This window comes from Stenotrophomonas maltophilia (assembly GCF_001274595.1).
Lineage (GTDB): Bacteria > Pseudomonadota > Gammaproteobacteria > Xanthomonadales > Xanthomonadaceae > Stenotrophomonas > Stenotrophomonas forensis.
Window position 1 is genome coordinate 1,836,860 of the sequence record NZ_CP011010.1, and the last position, 15,539, is coordinate 1,852,398.

General features: G+C 65.0%; 26 protein-coding genes. 5 read left to right on the top strand and 21 right to left on the bottom strand.

Annotated features, from left to right (window positions below; translation table 11 throughout):
* Positions 1-3 precede the first annotated feature (3 nt).
* Genes VN11_RS22215 through VN11_RS08570 form a run of 6 tightly spaced genes read right to left on the bottom strand, consistent with a single transcriptional unit; the run spans position 4 to position 4,146 of the window.
* A complete protein-coding gene (locus tag VN11_RS22215) occupies positions 4-273 on the bottom strand; it encodes a hypothetical protein (protein WP_148564951.1) in 270 nt (89 codons plus the stop codon).
* Positions 270-1,427 carry a hypothetical protein gene (locus tag VN11_RS08550; protein ID WP_148564952.1) on the bottom strand — a complete coding sequence of 386 codons (1,158 nt, stop codon included), beginning with the start codon at positions 1,425-1,427 and terminating at the stop codon, positions 270-272. The genes VN11_RS22215 and VN11_RS08550 overlap by 4 nt, the downstream gene beginning before the upstream one ends.
* Positions 1,424-1,762: a hypothetical protein gene (locus VN11_RS22695; RefSeq protein WP_229766891.1), complete on the bottom strand. Its 339-nt coding sequence runs from the start codon at positions 1,760-1,762 to the stop codon at positions 1,424-1,426. The genes VN11_RS08550 and VN11_RS22695 overlap by 4 nt, the downstream gene beginning before the upstream one ends.
* Positions 1,759-3,543: a DNA cytosine methyltransferase gene (locus VN11_RS08560; RefSeq protein ID WP_053449423.1), complete on the bottom strand. Its 1,785-nt coding sequence runs from the start codon at positions 3,541-3,543 to the stop codon at positions 1,759-1,761. The genes VN11_RS22695 and VN11_RS08560 overlap by 4 nt, the downstream gene beginning before the upstream one ends.
* On the bottom strand, positions 3,543-3,833 hold the full coding sequence (locus tag VN11_RS08565; RefSeq protein ID WP_053449424.1) for a hypothetical protein: 291 nt from the start codon (positions 3,831-3,833) through the stop codon (positions 3,543-3,545). Before VN11_RS08565 ends, VN11_RS08560 begins: the two co-directional genes overlap by 1 nt.
* Positions 3,826-4,146 (bottom strand): DUF2076 domain-containing protein, encoded by a 321-nt coding sequence (locus tag VN11_RS08570; RefSeq protein WP_148564953.1) that lies wholly within the window; start codon positions 4,144-4,146, stop codon positions 3,826-3,828. Before VN11_RS08570 ends, VN11_RS08565 begins: the two co-directional genes overlap by 8 nt.
* 171 nt (positions 4,147-4,317) lie before the next feature.
* Here VN11_RS08570 and VN11_RS08575 point away from each other — a divergent pair, with 171 nt between their 5' ends.
* On the top strand, positions 4,318-4,911 hold the full coding sequence (locus VN11_RS08575) for a hypothetical protein (protein WP_053449426.1): 594 nt from the start codon (positions 4,318-4,320) through the stop codon (positions 4,909-4,911).
* A 5-nt stretch (positions 4,912-4,916) separates the two neighbouring features.
* Here VN11_RS08575 and VN11_RS08580 read toward each other — a convergent pair whose 3' ends face one another.
* The 12 genes from VN11_RS08580 to VN11_RS08630 all read right to left on the bottom strand — a co-directional run bounded on the left by VN11_RS08580 (position 4,917) and on the right by VN11_RS08630 (position 10,591).
* On the bottom strand, positions 4,917-5,174 hold the full coding sequence (locus VN11_RS08580; protein WP_053449427.1) for a hypothetical protein: 258 nt from the start codon (positions 5,172-5,174) through the stop codon (positions 4,917-4,919).
* Positions 5,171-5,392, bottom strand: coding sequence for a hypothetical protein (locus VN11_RS08585; RefSeq protein ID WP_053449428.1), 222 nt, complete (start codon positions 5,390-5,392; stop codon positions 5,171-5,173). Before VN11_RS08585 ends, VN11_RS08580 begins: the two co-directional genes overlap by 4 nt.
* Positions 5,389-5,679 (bottom strand): hypothetical protein, encoded by a 291-nt coding sequence (locus VN11_RS08590; protein ID WP_053449429.1) that lies wholly within the window; start codon positions 5,677-5,679, stop codon positions 5,389-5,391. Before VN11_RS08590 ends, VN11_RS08585 begins: the two co-directional genes overlap by 4 nt.
* Positions 5,679-7,403, bottom strand: a complete 1,725-nt coding sequence (locus tag VN11_RS08595) for a YqaJ viral recombinase family protein (RefSeq protein ID WP_053449430.1) — start codon at positions 7,401-7,403, stop codon at positions 5,679-5,681. Before VN11_RS08595 ends, VN11_RS08590 begins: the two co-directional genes overlap by 1 nt.
* A gap of 2 nt (positions 7,404-7,405) precedes the next feature.
* Positions 7,406-8,263: a hypothetical protein gene (locus VN11_RS08600; RefSeq protein ID WP_053449431.1), complete on the bottom strand. Its 858-nt coding sequence runs from the start codon at positions 8,261-8,263 to the stop codon at positions 7,406-7,408.
* 224 nt (positions 8,264-8,487) lie between these two features.
* A complete protein-coding gene (locus VN11_RS08605; protein ID WP_053449432.1) occupies positions 8,488-8,781 on the bottom strand; it encodes a KTSC domain-containing protein in 294 nt (97 codons plus the stop codon).
* An 86-nt stretch (positions 8,782-8,867) separates the two neighbouring features.
* Positions 8,868-9,389, bottom strand: a complete 522-nt coding sequence (locus tag VN11_RS08610; RefSeq protein WP_053449433.1) for a hypothetical protein — start codon at positions 9,387-9,389, stop codon at positions 8,868-8,870.
* Between the two features lie 39 nt (positions 9,390-9,428).
* Positions 9,429-9,686 (bottom strand): hypothetical protein, encoded by a 258-nt coding sequence (locus VN11_RS08615; protein WP_053449434.1) that lies wholly within the window; start codon positions 9,684-9,686, stop codon positions 9,429-9,431.
* Positions 9,683-9,823 carry a hypothetical protein gene (locus tag VN11_RS22510; RefSeq protein ID WP_187299800.1) on the bottom strand — a complete coding sequence of 47 codons (141 nt, stop codon included), beginning with the start codon at positions 9,821-9,823 and terminating at the stop codon, positions 9,683-9,685. The genes VN11_RS08615 and VN11_RS22510 overlap by 4 nt, the downstream gene beginning before the upstream one ends.
* Positions 9,820-10,029, bottom strand: a complete 210-nt coding sequence (locus VN11_RS08620) for a hypothetical protein (RefSeq protein WP_053449435.1) — start codon at positions 10,027-10,029, stop codon at positions 9,820-9,822. Before VN11_RS08620 ends, VN11_RS22510 begins: the two co-directional genes overlap by 4 nt.
* The gene (locus tag VN11_RS08625; protein ID WP_053449436.1) at positions 10,026-10,229 is read right to left on the bottom strand and encodes a hypothetical protein; all 204 of its coding nucleotides are present in this window, start codon (positions 10,227-10,229) and stop codon (positions 10,026-10,028) included. Before VN11_RS08625 ends, VN11_RS08620 begins: the two co-directional genes overlap by 4 nt.
* The gene (locus VN11_RS08630; protein ID WP_053449437.1) at positions 10,226-10,591 is read right to left on the bottom strand and encodes a hypothetical protein; all 366 of its coding nucleotides are present in this window, start codon (positions 10,589-10,591) and stop codon (positions 10,226-10,228) included. The genes VN11_RS08625 and VN11_RS08630 overlap by 4 nt, the downstream gene beginning before the upstream one ends.
* Before the next feature lie 488 nt (positions 10,592-11,079).
* Here VN11_RS08630 and VN11_RS08635 point away from each other — a divergent pair, with 488 nt between their 5' ends.
* Entirely contained in the window at positions 11,080-11,979 is a 900-nt protein-coding gene (locus VN11_RS08635) for a P63C domain-containing protein (protein ID WP_053449438.1), read from the top strand.
* Positions 11,980-12,053: 74 nt separating this feature from the next.
* On the opposite strand, the gene VN11_RS22220 is transcribed toward VN11_RS08635, so the two are convergent.
* On the bottom strand, positions 12,054-12,464 hold the full coding sequence (locus tag VN11_RS22220) for a zinc-ribbon domain-containing protein (protein WP_148564954.1): 411 nt from the start codon (positions 12,462-12,464) through the stop codon (positions 12,054-12,056).
* A gap of 21 nt (positions 12,465-12,485) precedes the next feature.
* On the bottom strand, positions 12,486-13,196 hold the full coding sequence (locus tag VN11_RS08640; RefSeq protein ID WP_080374893.1) for a S24 family peptidase: 711 nt from the start codon (positions 13,194-13,196) through the stop codon (positions 12,486-12,488).
* Between the two features lie 69 nt (positions 13,197-13,265).
* Between VN11_RS08640 and VN11_RS08645 the strand changes: the two genes are divergently transcribed.
* A complete protein-coding gene (locus VN11_RS08645; RefSeq protein WP_148564955.1) occupies positions 13,266-13,490 on the top strand; it encodes a hypothetical protein in 225 nt (74 codons plus the stop codon).
* A 191-nt stretch (positions 13,491-13,681) separates the two neighbouring features.
* Here VN11_RS08645 and VN11_RS08650 read toward each other — a convergent pair whose 3' ends face one another.
* Positions 13,682-13,951 carry a hypothetical protein gene (locus VN11_RS08650; protein ID WP_053449441.1) on the bottom strand — a complete coding sequence of 90 codons (270 nt, stop codon included), beginning with the start codon at positions 13,949-13,951 and terminating at the stop codon, positions 13,682-13,684.
* A gap of 141 nt (positions 13,952-14,092) precedes the next feature.
* Here VN11_RS08650 and VN11_RS08655 point away from each other — a divergent pair, with 141 nt between their 5' ends.
* Both VN11_RS08655 and VN11_RS08660 read left to right on the top strand, forming a co-directional pair.
* A complete protein-coding gene (locus VN11_RS08655; RefSeq protein WP_053449442.1) occupies positions 14,093-14,536 on the top strand; it encodes a phage regulatory CII family protein in 444 nt (147 codons plus the stop codon).
* A gap of 175 nt (positions 14,537-14,711) precedes the next feature.
* Positions 14,712-15,539, top strand: coding sequence for a helix-turn-helix domain-containing protein (locus VN11_RS08660; RefSeq protein ID WP_053449443.1), 828 nt, complete (start codon positions 14,712-14,714; stop codon positions 15,537-15,539).

Consider the following 15,539-nt stretch of genomic DNA (forward strand, 5'->3'; position numbering starts at 1 on the left):
GGCTCAGCCATTGGCCACCGCCTGGCTGTCGATTGGGGCCGCTTCTCGCTGCTCGATCTTGTCCAGCTCCGAAAGGCCAAGTTCGGTGATACGGATGAACTGGCGCTTTTCGAAGCGCAGTAGGCCCTTGGCTTCCATTCGTTCGCAGTGGCGCTGGAACTGGCTTTCATAAAAGAAGCCAGCACAGGCCCACTCCGGGACACGATGAAGGACGCGGGGCTCGCCGTCCGCGATCCATTCCAGCACTGCGCGTTCGCGCTTACCGATCCTCACGATTGCACCTCCGCCTGGCTGTCGATCAGGGCGCGAACGTCGTCAATGTGCAGCCAGTCTCCCGAGGCTTCCTCACGCATTCCCTCCATCCAACCGAAGGCGCGGTTTTCAGGGTGCGGGGCGAACCGCTGCAACTGCCCCAGGTCCACGGCCTGCGCGGGCTTGTACTCCTCGGCTGCCTCGATTGCGTTCTGCCACGGGCAGTTGGCGCTGCTGTGTTCGCCGATATCCACGCCAGTGATGGCTGCGATGTGGCCGGCCAGGTCGTCGGCTACTTCGTGGTAGCGGTCGCGCTGGTCAATGGCCTCGCCGAGTGCGCGATCCAAGCCATCGAGATAAACCTGTGCGGGCTGCTGCGCGGGCGGGGCGGTGTAGAGCGGCTGGGTGAAATTGCCCTCGCACGCGAGGCGTGTGGGCAAGTAGTTGCTGCCTTGTCCCGCCGGCCTGCGCTTGTGTTCTTCCAGTTGCCCGGGACTGACCCAAATCTCAGGCTCCCCCACCGGCTGGCGGACACCTGAGAGCGCTGCGTACTCGGTAAACGCGTTGCGGATAGCTTCGCGGGAATCCTCGGGGGCGTCGGTGGTGAGGTATCCCAGCACCCATTCGGCGCTGATGCCCACCGGCTGGCGGGCGGCCAATTCAGCCTCGGCGCGCAATGCACGTTCCTGCCAGTGGTCAATTGCTCCGTGCAGCGTGCCGTCACCTGCTGCAAGCGCATCGTCCATGGTCACCGGCTGGCGGGCGGCGAGGTGCCGCATGTTCGGGCATTCGGCAGTGTGCAGTTCACCTTCCGGCTGGGCGCAGCAGCCATAGATGCGAACTGGCTGGCGGGCGGCGAGGGCGTCCGATGCGCGCACCCATTCGCCGCTGGGGTCCGCCACCATGAGCGGACCGCCGGTATTTTCCTCGCTTCCCTCATCGCTACAGTCGTACCCTGCGCAACGGTAGCGCGGCAACGCCCCCTGACCACCCAGGGAGGGCTGGGCTTCGTATCTCGCCACTTCGTCACCGACGACGTGGTCTTCGGTGGCCCAGCAGTAGCAAGGCAGATTGCCGCAAGATCCGCGATAGACAACGTGCGTCGATCGTTCCTGGTACAGACTCACCCTTCCACCGGGCTGCACGTCCGCCAGGGTCTTGTTGTCGGTGCTCATGCTCGTTTCTCCAGAAGGAAGGTGGGGTCGATCTGCCAGCCGGCCTCGCGGGCTCCCTGCAGGCGGAGTTCGTTGGCATCGAATTCGTCCAGACCGAGCGCCTGTATCGATGCCTCCAGGTGCTCGGGCGCCAGTGGACGGTTCACCGCGAACAGGGAATAGACGGTGTGTGAGCTGCGGCCCCATGCAGGGGCCAGGTCCATCAGCCGCATCCCTTCTTCGCGGAGGTGGCGGCGCAGCAGCTCCCGCACGGTGCGTGCGTCCTTGGCGATGACCAGCGGGCGGCCGGTGATCTTCCGACGCACGTGCATTACCTGGTGGCGGCGAGCGCTCATGCTGCGTCCCTCATCAGCGCCATTCCCAGGGCTTTCGCGGTGCGGTTGGGCACTGCGTTACCGAGCTGCTTGGTGATCTCGGTGGCGTTACCGGCGAAGTCGTACACCTCGCCCTCGTCGTCAAACGACGTGGCCCTAGACAGCTCGCGCCAATGCAGCATCCGGTAGTTGATGTCGATGCTGATCTCATCCGCGACGTCTGCTGCAGCTGCGGCCAGGCCCAACTCGCCCCGGTTGGCGCCGGTGATCGTCGGCAGGGGCTCATCCATACCGCGCACCCGATCTCCACCGTGGTGGGTCACCGGCATCGTGAACGGCTCGGCCAGCGCCAGGGATTCGGAGCACGTGATGGTGGGCATGGGCTCGCTGGCCGGGCGCATATCGCCGGTTCGGCCAGCGCCCACATTGCCGCGCATCACCACCGGCTCGGCCAGGCCGAAGCGTGCCTTGGTGGTGACCGACGGCACCGGCTCCGCCACTGACTGAGCGGTAACCGTGGCGCCGTAGTACTGCGCCACCAGCGGCACAGCCAGTGCCTGGTCGCCGCCCTTGGCGGTGGTCACCGTCCGCAACGGCTCTGCGGCAGAGCGCGGCACGCCGGCGCTGCTGCTGTTCGACGTGGGCACGATGATCGGCTCGACCAGCTGCGGCCGTGCGCAGCCGGGGCGCTCGGCGCCTGCACCGCCGGTGGTGATGGTGGGCAGCGGCTGGTCCAGGTCGCGCGCTGCGCCACCGCTGCTGGTGGCCAGCACCAGCCCAACGTGGCTGCCGCCGGCTGTCAGCGTCGGCAGCGGCTCGTCGGCGGACTTCGCCGTGGCCTGCAGGTGCTGCTCGCTGGTGCCGCGCAGGTGGACCAGCATCGGGGCCGCGCTGACTAGGCCCAGGGCCACAGCTTCGGCGCGGCTGAAAACCAGTCGCGGAGCGTGGCCGTCGAGCAGGGCCTGCACGGCATCGATGTAGGGCCGGGGCCAGCTGTACTTCACTGCACCGGCGAGGATCCGCCGCAGGGTGTTTGGCTTCAACGGCTTCGTGCGGGTGAAGATGCTCTTGCCGGTCATCGTCCAGTCGATGACCTCGCGCGCACCGCGCCAGCGTGGCCGGCTGCCCAGCAGGTCGGTACCGCCCACACGGTCGTGAGTGGGCTCGGGCCAGGACAACCGTTTTCCGTCGCTGCGGCCGATCAGGAAGAACCGTCGGCGGGTCGTGGCGTCGCCGAAGTCGGCGCAGCAGACGACCTTCCAATCCACCTTGAAGCCCACGGCCTCCAGCGCGGCAACCCACGCGCGGAAGTACTCGCCGCGGCGCGATTTGATCGGCCGACCAGTGACCAGGCTGCACGGGCCCCAGTCCATGAACTCCGGCACGTTCTCCACCAGCACGCGGGCGACGCGCAGCTCTGTGCACCAGCGGACGACGTGCCACGGGTCCATGCGCTGCTGGTCGTGCACCGGCCGGCCGCCGCGCGCGCGGCTGTGGAAGACGCAGGACGGGGCAGCGGTGAGGAGGTCCAACCTGCCCTCGGGGACGATGGTCAGCGGCAGCGCCGATTCCAGGTCCGCGCAGTGGATGCGGTCGGCGTGCTCCTTGTGGTTGCGGCGGTTGGTCTCGATGGCGACCGGCCAGTGATTCACGCCGATCATCTGGACCGGCAGGCCCAGCTGGCGCATGGCGCGCGCGGTGCCGTTGGACAGGCCGCCGGCGCCGCAGAACAGGTCGGCCACCAGCATCGGGCGGACCTTTCTCGCGACGCGGATCTCGGGGACGCGGGAGCCGTCAGCCATCAGAAGTCCTCCATGGCGAGCAGGCGCGGGAACGAGCCGCCGGCGGCGACCTCGATGGCGAGCTGCTCACGGAAGGAGCGCTTCTGGCCGGTCGGCCGGCCGTCTTCATCGCTGTCGGAGAAGTTCAGCGAGTCGAGGTCGGCATCGACCAATTCGACGGCATCCGCCACGCCTTCATCGTCCAGCCCATATTCCTCCTGGGCGGCCTTGACCACGGAAGCGAGGTCAGTGCCCATCCACCATTCGGACTCGGTGACGGCAAAGATCTTGATGGGTGCGGTATCAGTCACGGGATGCTCCTGTCAGTTCGGCGCGCAGCTGCTCAACGCGAACGCGCCAGTAGTCGATGGTTTCGTCGCTGCTGCTGCGCAGCGTTTCGTGGTGCCCGAGGGCAGTTGCAGCGGTGACCAGGTCGGTAACCAAGCCCGGCCGCGTGGTGCTGGTGCTGCCGCCGGCGCGCAGTTCAGCCACTTCGGCCTGCAGCTGCTCGATGCGCTCGTTGGCCTGGGTCAGCCACTGGCGATAGGCGTCCTTCGTCGGTTGCCGCATCCGGGCGGGAATGCCCGGATCCTCCGGCGCCGGCACCAGTACCAGGCCGCTCACCCCGGGCCTCGCGGCGGGCTTCGGACAGGATCTCGCGCAGGTCGTCCTGCACCTTGCGGTCCTCGCCCTGGGCAACGGCGGCAGCTAGAGCACGCTCCAGTGCGTAGACCCGGTCGTTCGGATGGATGTGGGTCATGGCAGAATTCGTCTCAACAGGGATAGGGGGAAGCTATGTCGATTTTTGATGGGCTGAGCGAGTGCTGGTTGCTTGGGGAGACGTGCGTGGTGAACTGGGAGGCGTGGTCCGCGATCGGGACCGTTACAGCGGTCTTCGCTGCTGTGCTGGCTCCAGCAATTCAGCGACGTTTCGTTCGCCGTCGCATCAACGCGCTTTTCGCAGCGTCTGTGGATGAGGAGATCGCTGCCGCCGAACGAAACATCAGGCGCATGGCAGCCGACTACCCGATCGGCCAAGGCGGCGAAAGCGGCGTTGAGGCAGAGGCCTCTCTGATGGAGGAGGCTTACCACCGGCGTCAGTACGCAAATCTCGGGAGGACGCTCGAAAGCTTTATCAGTACTGACATTGACCTCACGCGCTGGGCTGCCGTAGATCTGACATTGACGTCTGACTTCGCGCGCGCAATTCATTTCACCAAGGCGGTTGTTCAAGGTGCTCAGTCGGTAGAGCATCCCGGTGATGGCAGTTCTTGGCAGGAGTACTTCAGCGAGCAGAATTTCGCCCTGCATGAAGCGCTTACAGCGGTTATGCGCGCGCGCAAATCCTGCAGGAAGGCCTTGATCAGCTCGGCTTGGTACGTTTCCTGAGCAGGTCACGCCGCCACCCCCAGCGCCACCAGGTCGATGTCGTCCACCTTGTCGCGCAGGTAGCGGCGCGCGCGGTGCAGGTGGGCGGCGATCACAGCGCGATCGTCGTGCGCGAAGAACGTCAACACGTGCATGTGCAGCGCACGGCGGTGGTCGCGGCGATACAGGCGCCAGGTGACGGCGCTGCCGTCCGTGGTCGGGAACCGGCCCCAGGCGAAACCTACGGTTTCCTTCGGCGCGCGGCGGGCGATGTGGCGGCTCATGCCTGCGCTCCCTTCTTCCCTGCGCGGCGACCGTGGCCACCCTCGACCACCTGCCGGCGGCTGATCTTGCTCTTGTCGATGCCGGTGGTGCCCAGGACCTGGACCTTGCCGCCGGCCGCCTCGAAGCGAGCGAAGTCGCTGGCCAGCTTCTGCCGGTCCTGCTCCTTCTCGCGATCGGTGGCGCCGCTGAAGACGGGCTTCACGTGGATGCTGGTCATGCTGCTGCTCCTTCGTAGACCCAGCGGCGCACAGTCCCGAACGGGACGCCCAGCGCGGCGCTGATCTGGTTGACGGTGTTGCCGTTTGCCCGGAGCTGCCGGGCGCGGCGTTTGGTGGTGACCGGCCAGTACCGTCCGTGAGGCTGGCGCGGTACCGGCATCCCTTGGCAGCGGGCCATGTCCTGGACCGCGCGGGGCGAGCGCCCGAGGGCAGCCGCGACGGTCATCGCGTCGCGGCCCTCCATCTGGCGCAGAACCCGCAGTTCGCTGGTGCGCCAGAGTTCCATCAGGCGGCCAGCGGGTAGCTGTTGGCAGCGTCCTGCAGGTCGTCGATCATGGCCCGGCACATGGCCGGGAACTGCGCCTGGTCGTACAGCTTCGCCGAGCCGGTGGCGTTGATCGGCTTGAACCCCAACATGGCCAGCCCATCGGCGCTGATCGACAGCGGGGCGATGCGAGCGTTGATGTCGCCGAGCTTGATCTTGACCACCTCGCGCGGTGCGGCGGCCGGTGCCGGTGCGCTGGCCACTGCCGTCGGCGCGGTGCGCACCGGTGCCGCTGCCACTGGCTCGGGCTGCTGCTCGACCGCTGGCGTCTGCGCCGCCTGGGTGGCCTGCTCAGCTGCCGCCTTCTGCGCGCGAGCCTCCTCCTCCTTGCGGATCTTCTCGCGCTCGGCGTCCACGCGTTCCTGCTCCGCCTGCCGATGTTCGGAGATCCGGGCAGCAACCAGGTTGCGCAGATCGTCCGGCGCCTTGCTGGCGCACAGCTGCACGCGGTCGGCGAACAGGGTGGCGTAGTCCGGATGCTCAGCCAGGATGGCGATGTTGGCGCGGATGCGGTCGGCCGTCTGGCTGGCGGTGATCTTGGCATTGGTAGCAACCGCGTCGACCGCATCCTGCATGCTGGTGAAGGAACGCTTGCCCTTGATGGCAGCCTGCAGATCTGCGACCAGTGTGGCCGGCATCGGCACGGCATGCGCGCCCAGCGTTTCGTTGATTCCCTGGATGTGGTCCATCACCGCGCGCCGAGCGTTGTTGCCGATCTCGGTACGGCGTTCCTCTTTTCGCTTCGCCACCAGCTTGTCCAGTTCCAGCCGGATCTTGCGCGTCTCGGCGGCCACATCGTCCATCGTGCGGAATACCGCATCGATGTCCGCCGTCTGGCCCAGCACCTGCTGCTTCGTTGCCTCGATCCGCTCCTCGACGCCCTTGCACCAGGTGACCGTCTTCTCGGCATTGGCGAAGTCCTCATCGGACTGCAGTTCCCGGTTGATCGAGCCCAGCACCGCCAGCGCGTTTTCCTTGAATTCGGCCAGGTTGGAGGCGGTGACCATGCCGGTGACCTGGATGCTCAGCGCCGGCAGGGTCTCTGGAGCGCGGCCGACCGGCACAGGCTCGCTGGCCGGGCCCGGCTCGAAAGCCGCAACGTCGGCCTCCAGCTGCGCCCAGCCTGCGACGATGCGCGCACGCAGCGCCGGATTCGGCGTGTACCAGCAGTGCCGCTCCTCGACCAGTTCCCAGCCGCCGGAAGCCTGCCGCCACTCCGATGCCATGAAGAACACGCGCTCGCTCTCGGAGACCATCGACTGGTGCTCCATCTGGATCTGGTACATCAGAGGCAGGTCGGTGCCGGTGCAGCCGTCGAACATGGCATCGCGCAGCGTCTGGTTCAGGCGCTTGTGCTCCCACGCGATGTCCTCCAGCAGCGTCAGGCCGTCGAAGCTGGCCGAGTACTTGCCGGAGACGCCGGTGACCGGGTACAGCTCCTGGCCAATCAGCTCCTCGGCAATAGCACGGGCCTGCGCCTCGAACTCATGGCCCGGGTCGATGACGCGCTCCTGCACGAAGTCGCTGAACTCGCGGGGCACGCCTGCAGCCAGCTCCCGGATCAGATCGGTGCGGGAGTGGTTCGTGGAGGCACCGAGCATCGCCGGCGCGTCGCTGGCGTTGAGGTGCTGCGCGCGGTGCGCATGCCATTCCGGGGTGCCCTGGATCAGGTTCACGGTGCGCATGCTCAGTCCTCCACCGCAGTCTGGGTGACGCCACCGGCAGCGGCGGCAGCGCCGCTCTGCGGCTCGCCTTCGCCCTCGGCCTCGTCCTTGGGCGGGTTGCGGATCTCCTTCAGCTGGTCGGCTGTGAAGCGGGCCTTCGTCTGCAGCGTGGCGATGAGGTCATCAGCCGACTTCCTGCCGCTGGCGATGATGTCCCACCACTTCGGCAGATTCGCGACGAAGTCGGCTTCGGAGTACAGCGGCAGCTGCTTGTCAGCCTGGCCATCAATGGCGGCGCGTGCCGACTCGCCGCTGGCAGCACCTGCCTGCGGAATGTCCATGATTTCCTCGGCGATGGGCATGCCGCGCAGGACATCGGGGAACACGTCGCGAAGGGCGAATGCGCGGGCGCGCATCTGGCGCATGCGCTTCGGGTACTGCGTCCACGGGCCGCTCTTGCCCAGCAGGCCGGCCACCTTGGCGTCGTCCATACTGAAGGTGCGCACCTCCTCGGACTCGCCGCGGCGCTTCACGCGACACACGGCGGTGCCGCCGTCGTCTGCCTCGGTGATGTACTCACACAGCGGGGAGCTGCGCACCAAGGCGATGACTGCGTCGCCCCACAGTGCGGGCCGGCCGTTGATGATGGCCAGGTTCTGCAATGCCTGCAGCGGCTTCAGGCCGAGCTCGGCGCCCCACTGGATGGCGATCAGGCAGTTGGCCGGCTTGCCCTTGAAGTCCTTCGGGACCAGGTCGCTTTCGGCGAGGTAGTCGCAGAACTGGATCGCCTGTTCGAAGGTCTGCGGGCTGAGGTCGAACTGCTGGCGCGGCTGTGCGGCAAGCGCGGTCTGCGGCTGTTGCTGGGCGGCGGGAACGTTCATGTCTATGGATCTCCGGCCGGCGTGGCCGGCGATGAAGGAATAGGGGTGCCGGTTACGTCTCCGGCGCGGGGCTCTCACCGCCGTGTTGTCTCGATGCCCGCATGCCGACATCGATTCCCTTCTGTGCTTTCACGCCCGACGGTGTTGCCAGGGCTTCCAGGCGGCCGGTTACGCTGTCTGGCGAGGTGTGAGGCGGCGCTGCCGCTGTAGCCCCCGGTTTCGCGTCAGGCGGCCTGCTGCTGCTCGGCGACCTTGTGGTACGGGTACTTCTCCGGGAATTTCTTGATGTACTCGCCGAAGTGCTTGCCGATGGACTCGGCGTCCTTGAACGCCTGGAACTCCTCGGCGCTGAAGTTGGCGTAGTGGTAGACCGAGCCCGGGCCGCGCGCATCGCCGCTGCCGCGCTTGAAGCAGATGGCGAGGGTGTTGGTGGCGGCGTCGTGGCCGATGCTGTGGATCTGCGAGCTGTCGACGTCGAACAGCTGGATGCGGCCATTGGCCGGGGTGGTGCTGGTCATGTTGTGCTCCAGGGCGGTTAGAGAGGTGCCCGTCTGTTCCGGGCTGTCAGCCATGCGCCACAGGGGGGAAGCGCAGGGCAGGGGGATCAGGCAGCGAGGTCTTCCTGCTGCGTGGATTCGTTGGCCTGGCCGGGCTGCAGGGTCAGGACGACGTTCTCGCGGACCAACGCTTCGGTCAGTTCGGCGACTTCATCCGGCGTCACGCTGGCCGAGGCCTTGAACGACAGCTCCACACTGCCGCCTTCCTTCGGGGCGATCACGAACTTCTTCAGCTTCACGTCCACCAGGAAGATCGGCTGCGTGCTGTCGAGCTCACCCTCGATCTGCAGCTCGAAGCCCTTGAATTCGTGGCCCACCTTGATGGGCTCCAAGCTCGGGATCTTGATCTCGGTCAGGTGGTCGCCGATGGTCGGCAGCGACTGCTGCTCACCCTTGCCCGGCTTGCGGAACAGCGCCTTGCGCAGTTCCTTGTCGAAGTGGTCCAGCACCAGGTTGCTGGTGCTGGTGGTGATGGACAGATCGACCGCCAGGTGCCGCTCATCGCCGTGCTTCTCGATGCGCAAGTTCACGTTGGAGACGGCCGCCGGGTTGTTCTTCAGGTGGAACATGTGGACCTCGTCGGTTGAGCCGGCCGGGCCGGCAGTGGGTTACTGCAGGTCTTCCGCCGGTACCGGCAAGGCGGAGGTCAGGGACTGGATGCGGCTGCGGCGCTCGGCCAGCGCCTTTTCGGCGCGGAACCATTCCAGAGCGGTCTGGTAGGCAGCGCCGGCAAGCACCGCGCGGGCCATCAGCAGCGACAGGTAGTTGCCATGCACGACAGCGAGCAGGACGCCGGCCGCTGCGAACCCGCAGATCAGCGCCCACATGGCCAGCGGCGCGAGGATGTAGGTCAGTCGCCGGCTCACGACATCACCGCCTGCAACATGTCCTGGAAGATCAGGACGGCGGCCGCGCCGACGATGAAGCCGATCAGTCCGCCGTAGGCCATGAACTCCAGCGACATGCACACCGTCTCCCTCCGGATGGCCTGTTCGAAGCTCATGCGGCCTCCGGGTCCGGCTGGTTGCTGAACTCGTCGCGGTACTGGCGACGCAGGCGCAGCGCGTTGTCGACCACCGACAGGCCGCGATAGCCCTCGCGCTGCTCGGCATTGAGGCGCTGGAACAGCGGCGCCGGGCTCAGGCCAGTGCAGGCGATCGCGTCGCGCACGGCCTGGAACTCGCGGATCTGGCGAACGTTGGTGTTCATGGCGACTCCTTTGCGGTCGTGATCTGGATGCGGCGCAGGCCGGCCAGCAGTTCTTCGCTGACGTCCTCGCCGCTGCGGGTGAAACGCGCGTCGCCGGTGTCTAGCTGCTGCAGGTAGCGGCCCGCGTTGGTGGTCGGTTCGGGGCGCCCGGAGAGCAGGGAGCCGAACAGATAGGCGAACGGATCGAAGCTGGCGCTCATGCCGCCACCTGCAGGTCGGCCACGGCCATACGGGCCAGCTGCACGAGTTGCGCGTCCAGCGCTTCACCCTCAACACGCGCAAGCCGGTAGAGCTGGGTCAGCAGTTCCGTGCCCATGAGATCGGCGGGGTGGGTGTGGTGTAGGCGGTGCAGGACCAGCTGCAGGTCGGTGTAGTACCTGCCGCCGAGCGTGCCGGCGGTCCAGCTGGCGGCCTCGCGGCACATGTCTGGATTGCTGCGGTAGCCGACGGCCAGCTCGGCAACGCGCTCGTCGGCGTACTCGGCCTCGAAACGCGGGTCTTCCTGGTTGTCCAGGCTGCGCTGGGCGTTGCGGGAAGCTGAATTGAGGGCGGTGTGGTCCATCTCGGGCTCCGGCGGTCCAGCACGGTGCTGGTCGACGAGCGCAGATTAGGATGCTAAACGATTGAAGTCAAGCATACTAAACGCTAATTACTAAACGCTGCTTGGGCCGAATAGAGACAGGGCTCCGTCGGGATTTGCTTCCAGGGAAGAATTGGGGGGTTTCGCACCCCCGACGCGGAGTGCTAGAACTGTGACTGGCGTCAATCCGTTGACCCCTTTTCAGGGCCGCACTACCCTCGAATCACCAGCATGGAAGCTGAACCGGCGCGTCAGAAGTTGTAAGCCGGAAACGAAAAAGCCCCGCCTGGCAGTAACCAGACGGGGCCGAGTTTTTTCATCCCAAACCGTCCACGCTTTGCATGTCCGGTATCGAAGGTTTTCCACGACCTTCGACGGGCCAAATCCTAGGATGCGGCCTCACCACCGTCAAGAGGGATCGACGCTGGACTGCACTGCGTGGGCACCTTCACTGCAATAGGAGATGCCACATGCACCATCTGGAAGCAGCAAACACTCCGGTCAGCTCCGAGGCCGAAGCACAACACGACGGGAGTGATCTCCCTAGGATCAGCCACTACGGCATTGTCCGATTCGGCTCTTTGGAAGCGCCCGCGATTGTGTTAGAGGACGGACGCCGTGGCTTTCTCGCCACGCAGTTCGCACATCTGCTCGGGTATCACGGGAAGAACCCAAGTAACCGGTTCGACGGTTTTCTGGCCTGTTTCGCCCCTAACTACATGAGCGGAAAGGAGAAAGCAGGGTCACCGGTTTCGAATCCTGGTCGTGGTCGTGCCCACTTCATCGAGGCGGAAGCGGTAATGGAAGCGGTGGGCAACGTGCTGAGGGCCGCGATCGCCGGGAAGACGCATAAGCAGCAGGCGCGCCAAGTGTCAGCTTGCGTGGAGATCAACTTGGCACTGGGCATGGTCGGGCTAGTCGCCTTAATTGACGAGGCTACCGGATACCAGTACCACCGCGCGCCGGACGCCCTGCAGGATCTGATCTCGAAGCTGATCCGGCAGCATGCTTCGGATTGGCAGCGACAGTTCGAGCCTGAGTACTATGCTGCGCTGGCAAAAATGACCGGGACTGCGTTCACCTCTGGCGCGCACGGGCGTCCTCCTATCTGGGGAGCGATCACGCGCAAGTGGGTTTACGAGGTCTGCTTCCCGAATGAAGTGCTTGAGGAGATGCGGGGCCGACAGGATGTGGGCGACAAGCTGCATCAGTGGTTGACGGATGGTGGCGTGGCTACGTTGACCAAGCAGAAGGAAGCGGTTCGGTTGCTCGCGGTCTCCTCCGTGAACTACAAGGACTTTGAGGCTCGCTGCAGCGTAACCTTTGAACGCCCTGGTCAAATCGGAATGATCTACCAAGACGCCGCTTGATCCACAAAAAGAAACCCCGCTTCGGCGGGGTTTCTTGTATGCAACAACTATGTGGCGGATAGCATCAGGTTTCGTCAGGGTTCTCGTCCCCACTTCGCACGGTAGTCATCGCGCGCCTTGCGGCATGCTTGCGAATGGAACTGCAGCACTTCCACTGTGTATTGCCGGTCAGCATTCATCTCCTTGTAGCGGTCCTCGCAGTACTGGACCGTTCGACGTTCTGCTGCTTGTTCTGCGGCTTTTTCTGGGTCCTTAGGCGCGCCAGGCGCACCGGGCCGTATGACAACCATGGCCAAGAAGAACAAAACAATAGCTGCAACGACCAATGCTGCGATCGACATCGGAGTAAACGTAACCGCCTTGATAGGCTGAGTTGTTGTGCGCGGTGCTGAGCCAAGTGGCGCAGCAGGTGCACCACAACTAGGACAAGTGCTTGCCTTGTCGCTTATCTGTTTGCCGCATTCGACACAGCTGATCAACGCCATCGCCTCTTCCTTGAATTGGTCTTAGAACTCTTCGCCGCGGCGCATGATTGCGCCGCCCACGATGCGCCCCGCAACGTGCAAAGAATCTAGTTCACCAGAGGGGACGACCGCGCTCTGATACTTGGGATTGGTGCTGACGATGTGCAGACCGTTCGGAAGCATCTGCAATCGCTTCACCATGGTGTAACCGTTGAGATTGATCAAATACACGCCATCGCCTTCGAAGTAGCGGCGTGCCGTGTCGACCATGAGCACGTCTCCGGTGCGAATGTCTGGGTACATGGAATCTCCATGTACCGTGATCAACTGCACACGCCCTTCCTCGGGAAGGAAGCCGATCTGGCTTCGAACCTGCCACTCAGCGACGTCCACCTCGCGGAGGACCGCGGGGAAGTCTTGATTCACGATGCCACCTCCGCCGGATGCCTGACCTTCCATCATGTGGAAGCGAACATAGCCAGCGGGAATCTCAGCTGCGGAGACAGCCGGCAATGGGGGTGCGTCGCCACGCATAGGTGACTCCCCATAGAGCAGCCATCGCGGCCGAATCGCAAGGGCAGCGCAGATGCTCTCGACGACGTGAGCCTTGATGTTTTCGGGCTGGACCTTTCCTTCGGTCTGCCATTGGCTGACCTGGCCCTTGGTCGTTCCGGCGAGGGTGGCTATCTCCTGCAGGGAGCGACCGGACTCTCGAACGGCCAAAGCCATGCGGGCGGCGAATGTCTCTCTCATTTAGTGAGCTTAACGAGTTGATCGTTTAGTGTGCTTGTACGGTTGTGTTTAGGGGACTACACTAACTCCATGAACATGACCAAGCGCGCGGTAAGGGAGGCCCTCGGCGGCAAAGACGCCGACGTGGCTCGCTTCTTCGGAGTGACGGCCGGTGCGGTTTCGCAGTGGTCCGACGATGAGCTACTGCCCGAGGGGCGGCAGTGGCAGGCGAGGGCATTGCGCCCCGACCTGTTCGGAGACTTCCGACAGCCGCCGGCCAACGACGACCAGCAGGAGGCGCCCCATGCTGCCTGACCACTGGAATCCCAGGCTGTGGCTACGCGACTGGCTGTTGAAGCCGAGCGGGGCGGAGAGCAGTTGCGGCAAGCAAATGCCCGGACGCGAAACCATCGACGCCACAACCTTCGGCGCGATGAACCTGTCGGCCCAAGGTGATCCTGCTGCGCTGGCTGCCTTCCACCGGACCAGCGATGGAAGTGTATCAGTCAGTCCTGCAGCGCGGCCTTCCGCAAGCGAGAAAGGGTATTCAAGTAGCCCTCCTGCGCCCAACGGCTCCGCTGAGCGTCCAGACCCGGACCTGGATCCGAGGTCCACGTGAACCCTTGGTCTTCCGCCACCTTCCAAGCCGAAGCCAGTGCCGCTCGGTTTGGATGCGAGAGCAACAAGGCAGTGATGGCTACTTCCATGGCCATCGTGTTGCCGACCTCGTGCGCCAGTCCCTGGTCGTGCCGATCGAGTTTCGAGTCGTCTGTCATGTCGCCCTCCTTGCGGGCTGTGCGTGTGGTAACCGCAGCCTACCGCAAGGAGGGCGACTCCCTTCATCCCTGATGTGACGTTGTCCATGGCGCGATCGTGCGCCGCCGTCGCCGCCCTGTCTCCAATCGAGTAGCCCGCCCATGAATGTCACAGATGCCGCCTACGACACCGTCCACCAGTACCCGGGTGGCAGCGAGGCCTTGGCGCCCAGGATGGGCATGTCAGCCGCGACCCTGCGCGGCAAGGTCAACCCGAACACCGACCGCAACCTGCTGAGCCTGCAGGAGGCGGATGCGCTGATGGCGCGCACCGGTGATTACCGGATCCTGCACGCCCTCTGCGCTGAGCACGGGTTCATTGCCCAGCGTGTCGAAGCGCCTGAATCCGGAACTTTGATCACGGCGCTCCTAGCGGCCGCCGCAGCGAAGGGCGACCTCGCGGAGCTTGTCTCGGAAGCGATGGCCGACAACCGCATCACGCCGAACGAGGCTGATGCTATCGCGCGCGCCTGTCAGCAGGTCATGGCGGCGCTGGTGCAGGTCAGCCAGCACGCAGAGGCAGCGGCGGAGCGGGGTCGGGTATGAGCGTAACCCCGGGCCACATCGCGGCAGTTAGCGCGCATCGCCGGCGCCGAAAGGGCATAGCTTTTCTATCCCCCATCAACGGTGGATACCCCGTGAACGCAACAGAGAAAGCCCTCATCGCCGTTCGTTTCATCTGGCATATCGCAGGCTGCCAGCAGCTGTTGAAGGAGGGGGCGTGAGCGTTCAGTTCTCCTGGCAGTCCGCTGTCACCAAGTCCGAGCTGGACGGCACCACCAAGCTGGTGCTGCTGGTCATCGGCACGTACATGAACCAGCACGGCGACGGCGCATTCCCGTCCTATCGAACGATTGCGGCCGGCGCCTCTCTCAACCGCGCCACTGTCATTCGCCACGTCGAGACGGCCGTGTCACAGGGATGGCTGAAGAAGAAGAGCCGAATCCGTATCGCAGGCGCATCTGGTCGGGTCGAAGCCGACTCCAACACATATCAGATTGCCTTCCCGGTGGTCGCGCAGGACGACCACCCTAGTCGCGCAGGACAACCAGGGGTGGTCGCACAGGGCGACCCTAACACCCCACCTTTAACACCCCAAGGAACACAAGAACCCCCCATACCCCCCAAGGGGGGCGACGACTTGGATTCCAAATTGAAGCCCGGTGCAAAGCCGAGGGCGAAGCGCCCGAAGCGCGATCTGGTCACGTTCCCGAAGTTCGTTGACTCATGCCGTGCCGCTGGCGAGCGGATGATCCGCGCCGACGACCCGATTTTCGACTTCGCCGAGGACGCCGGCATTCCGCGTGACTTCGTTGCGCTGGCCTGGCGTGAATTCGCGCTCAGGCACCGTGACAGCGGCACGCAGAAACGGGACTGGCGCGCCCATTTCCGGGATGCCATCCGCCGGAATTGGCTCAAGTTGTGGTGGTGCTCGCCTGCTGGTGGCTGCGAGCTCACGACGGCTGGCGTGCAGTTGAAGCGCGAGCGCGACGCCGAGCGCGAACGTGATCGGCAGGATCAGCTGGCCCAGCAGGAGCAGGCGGCGTGA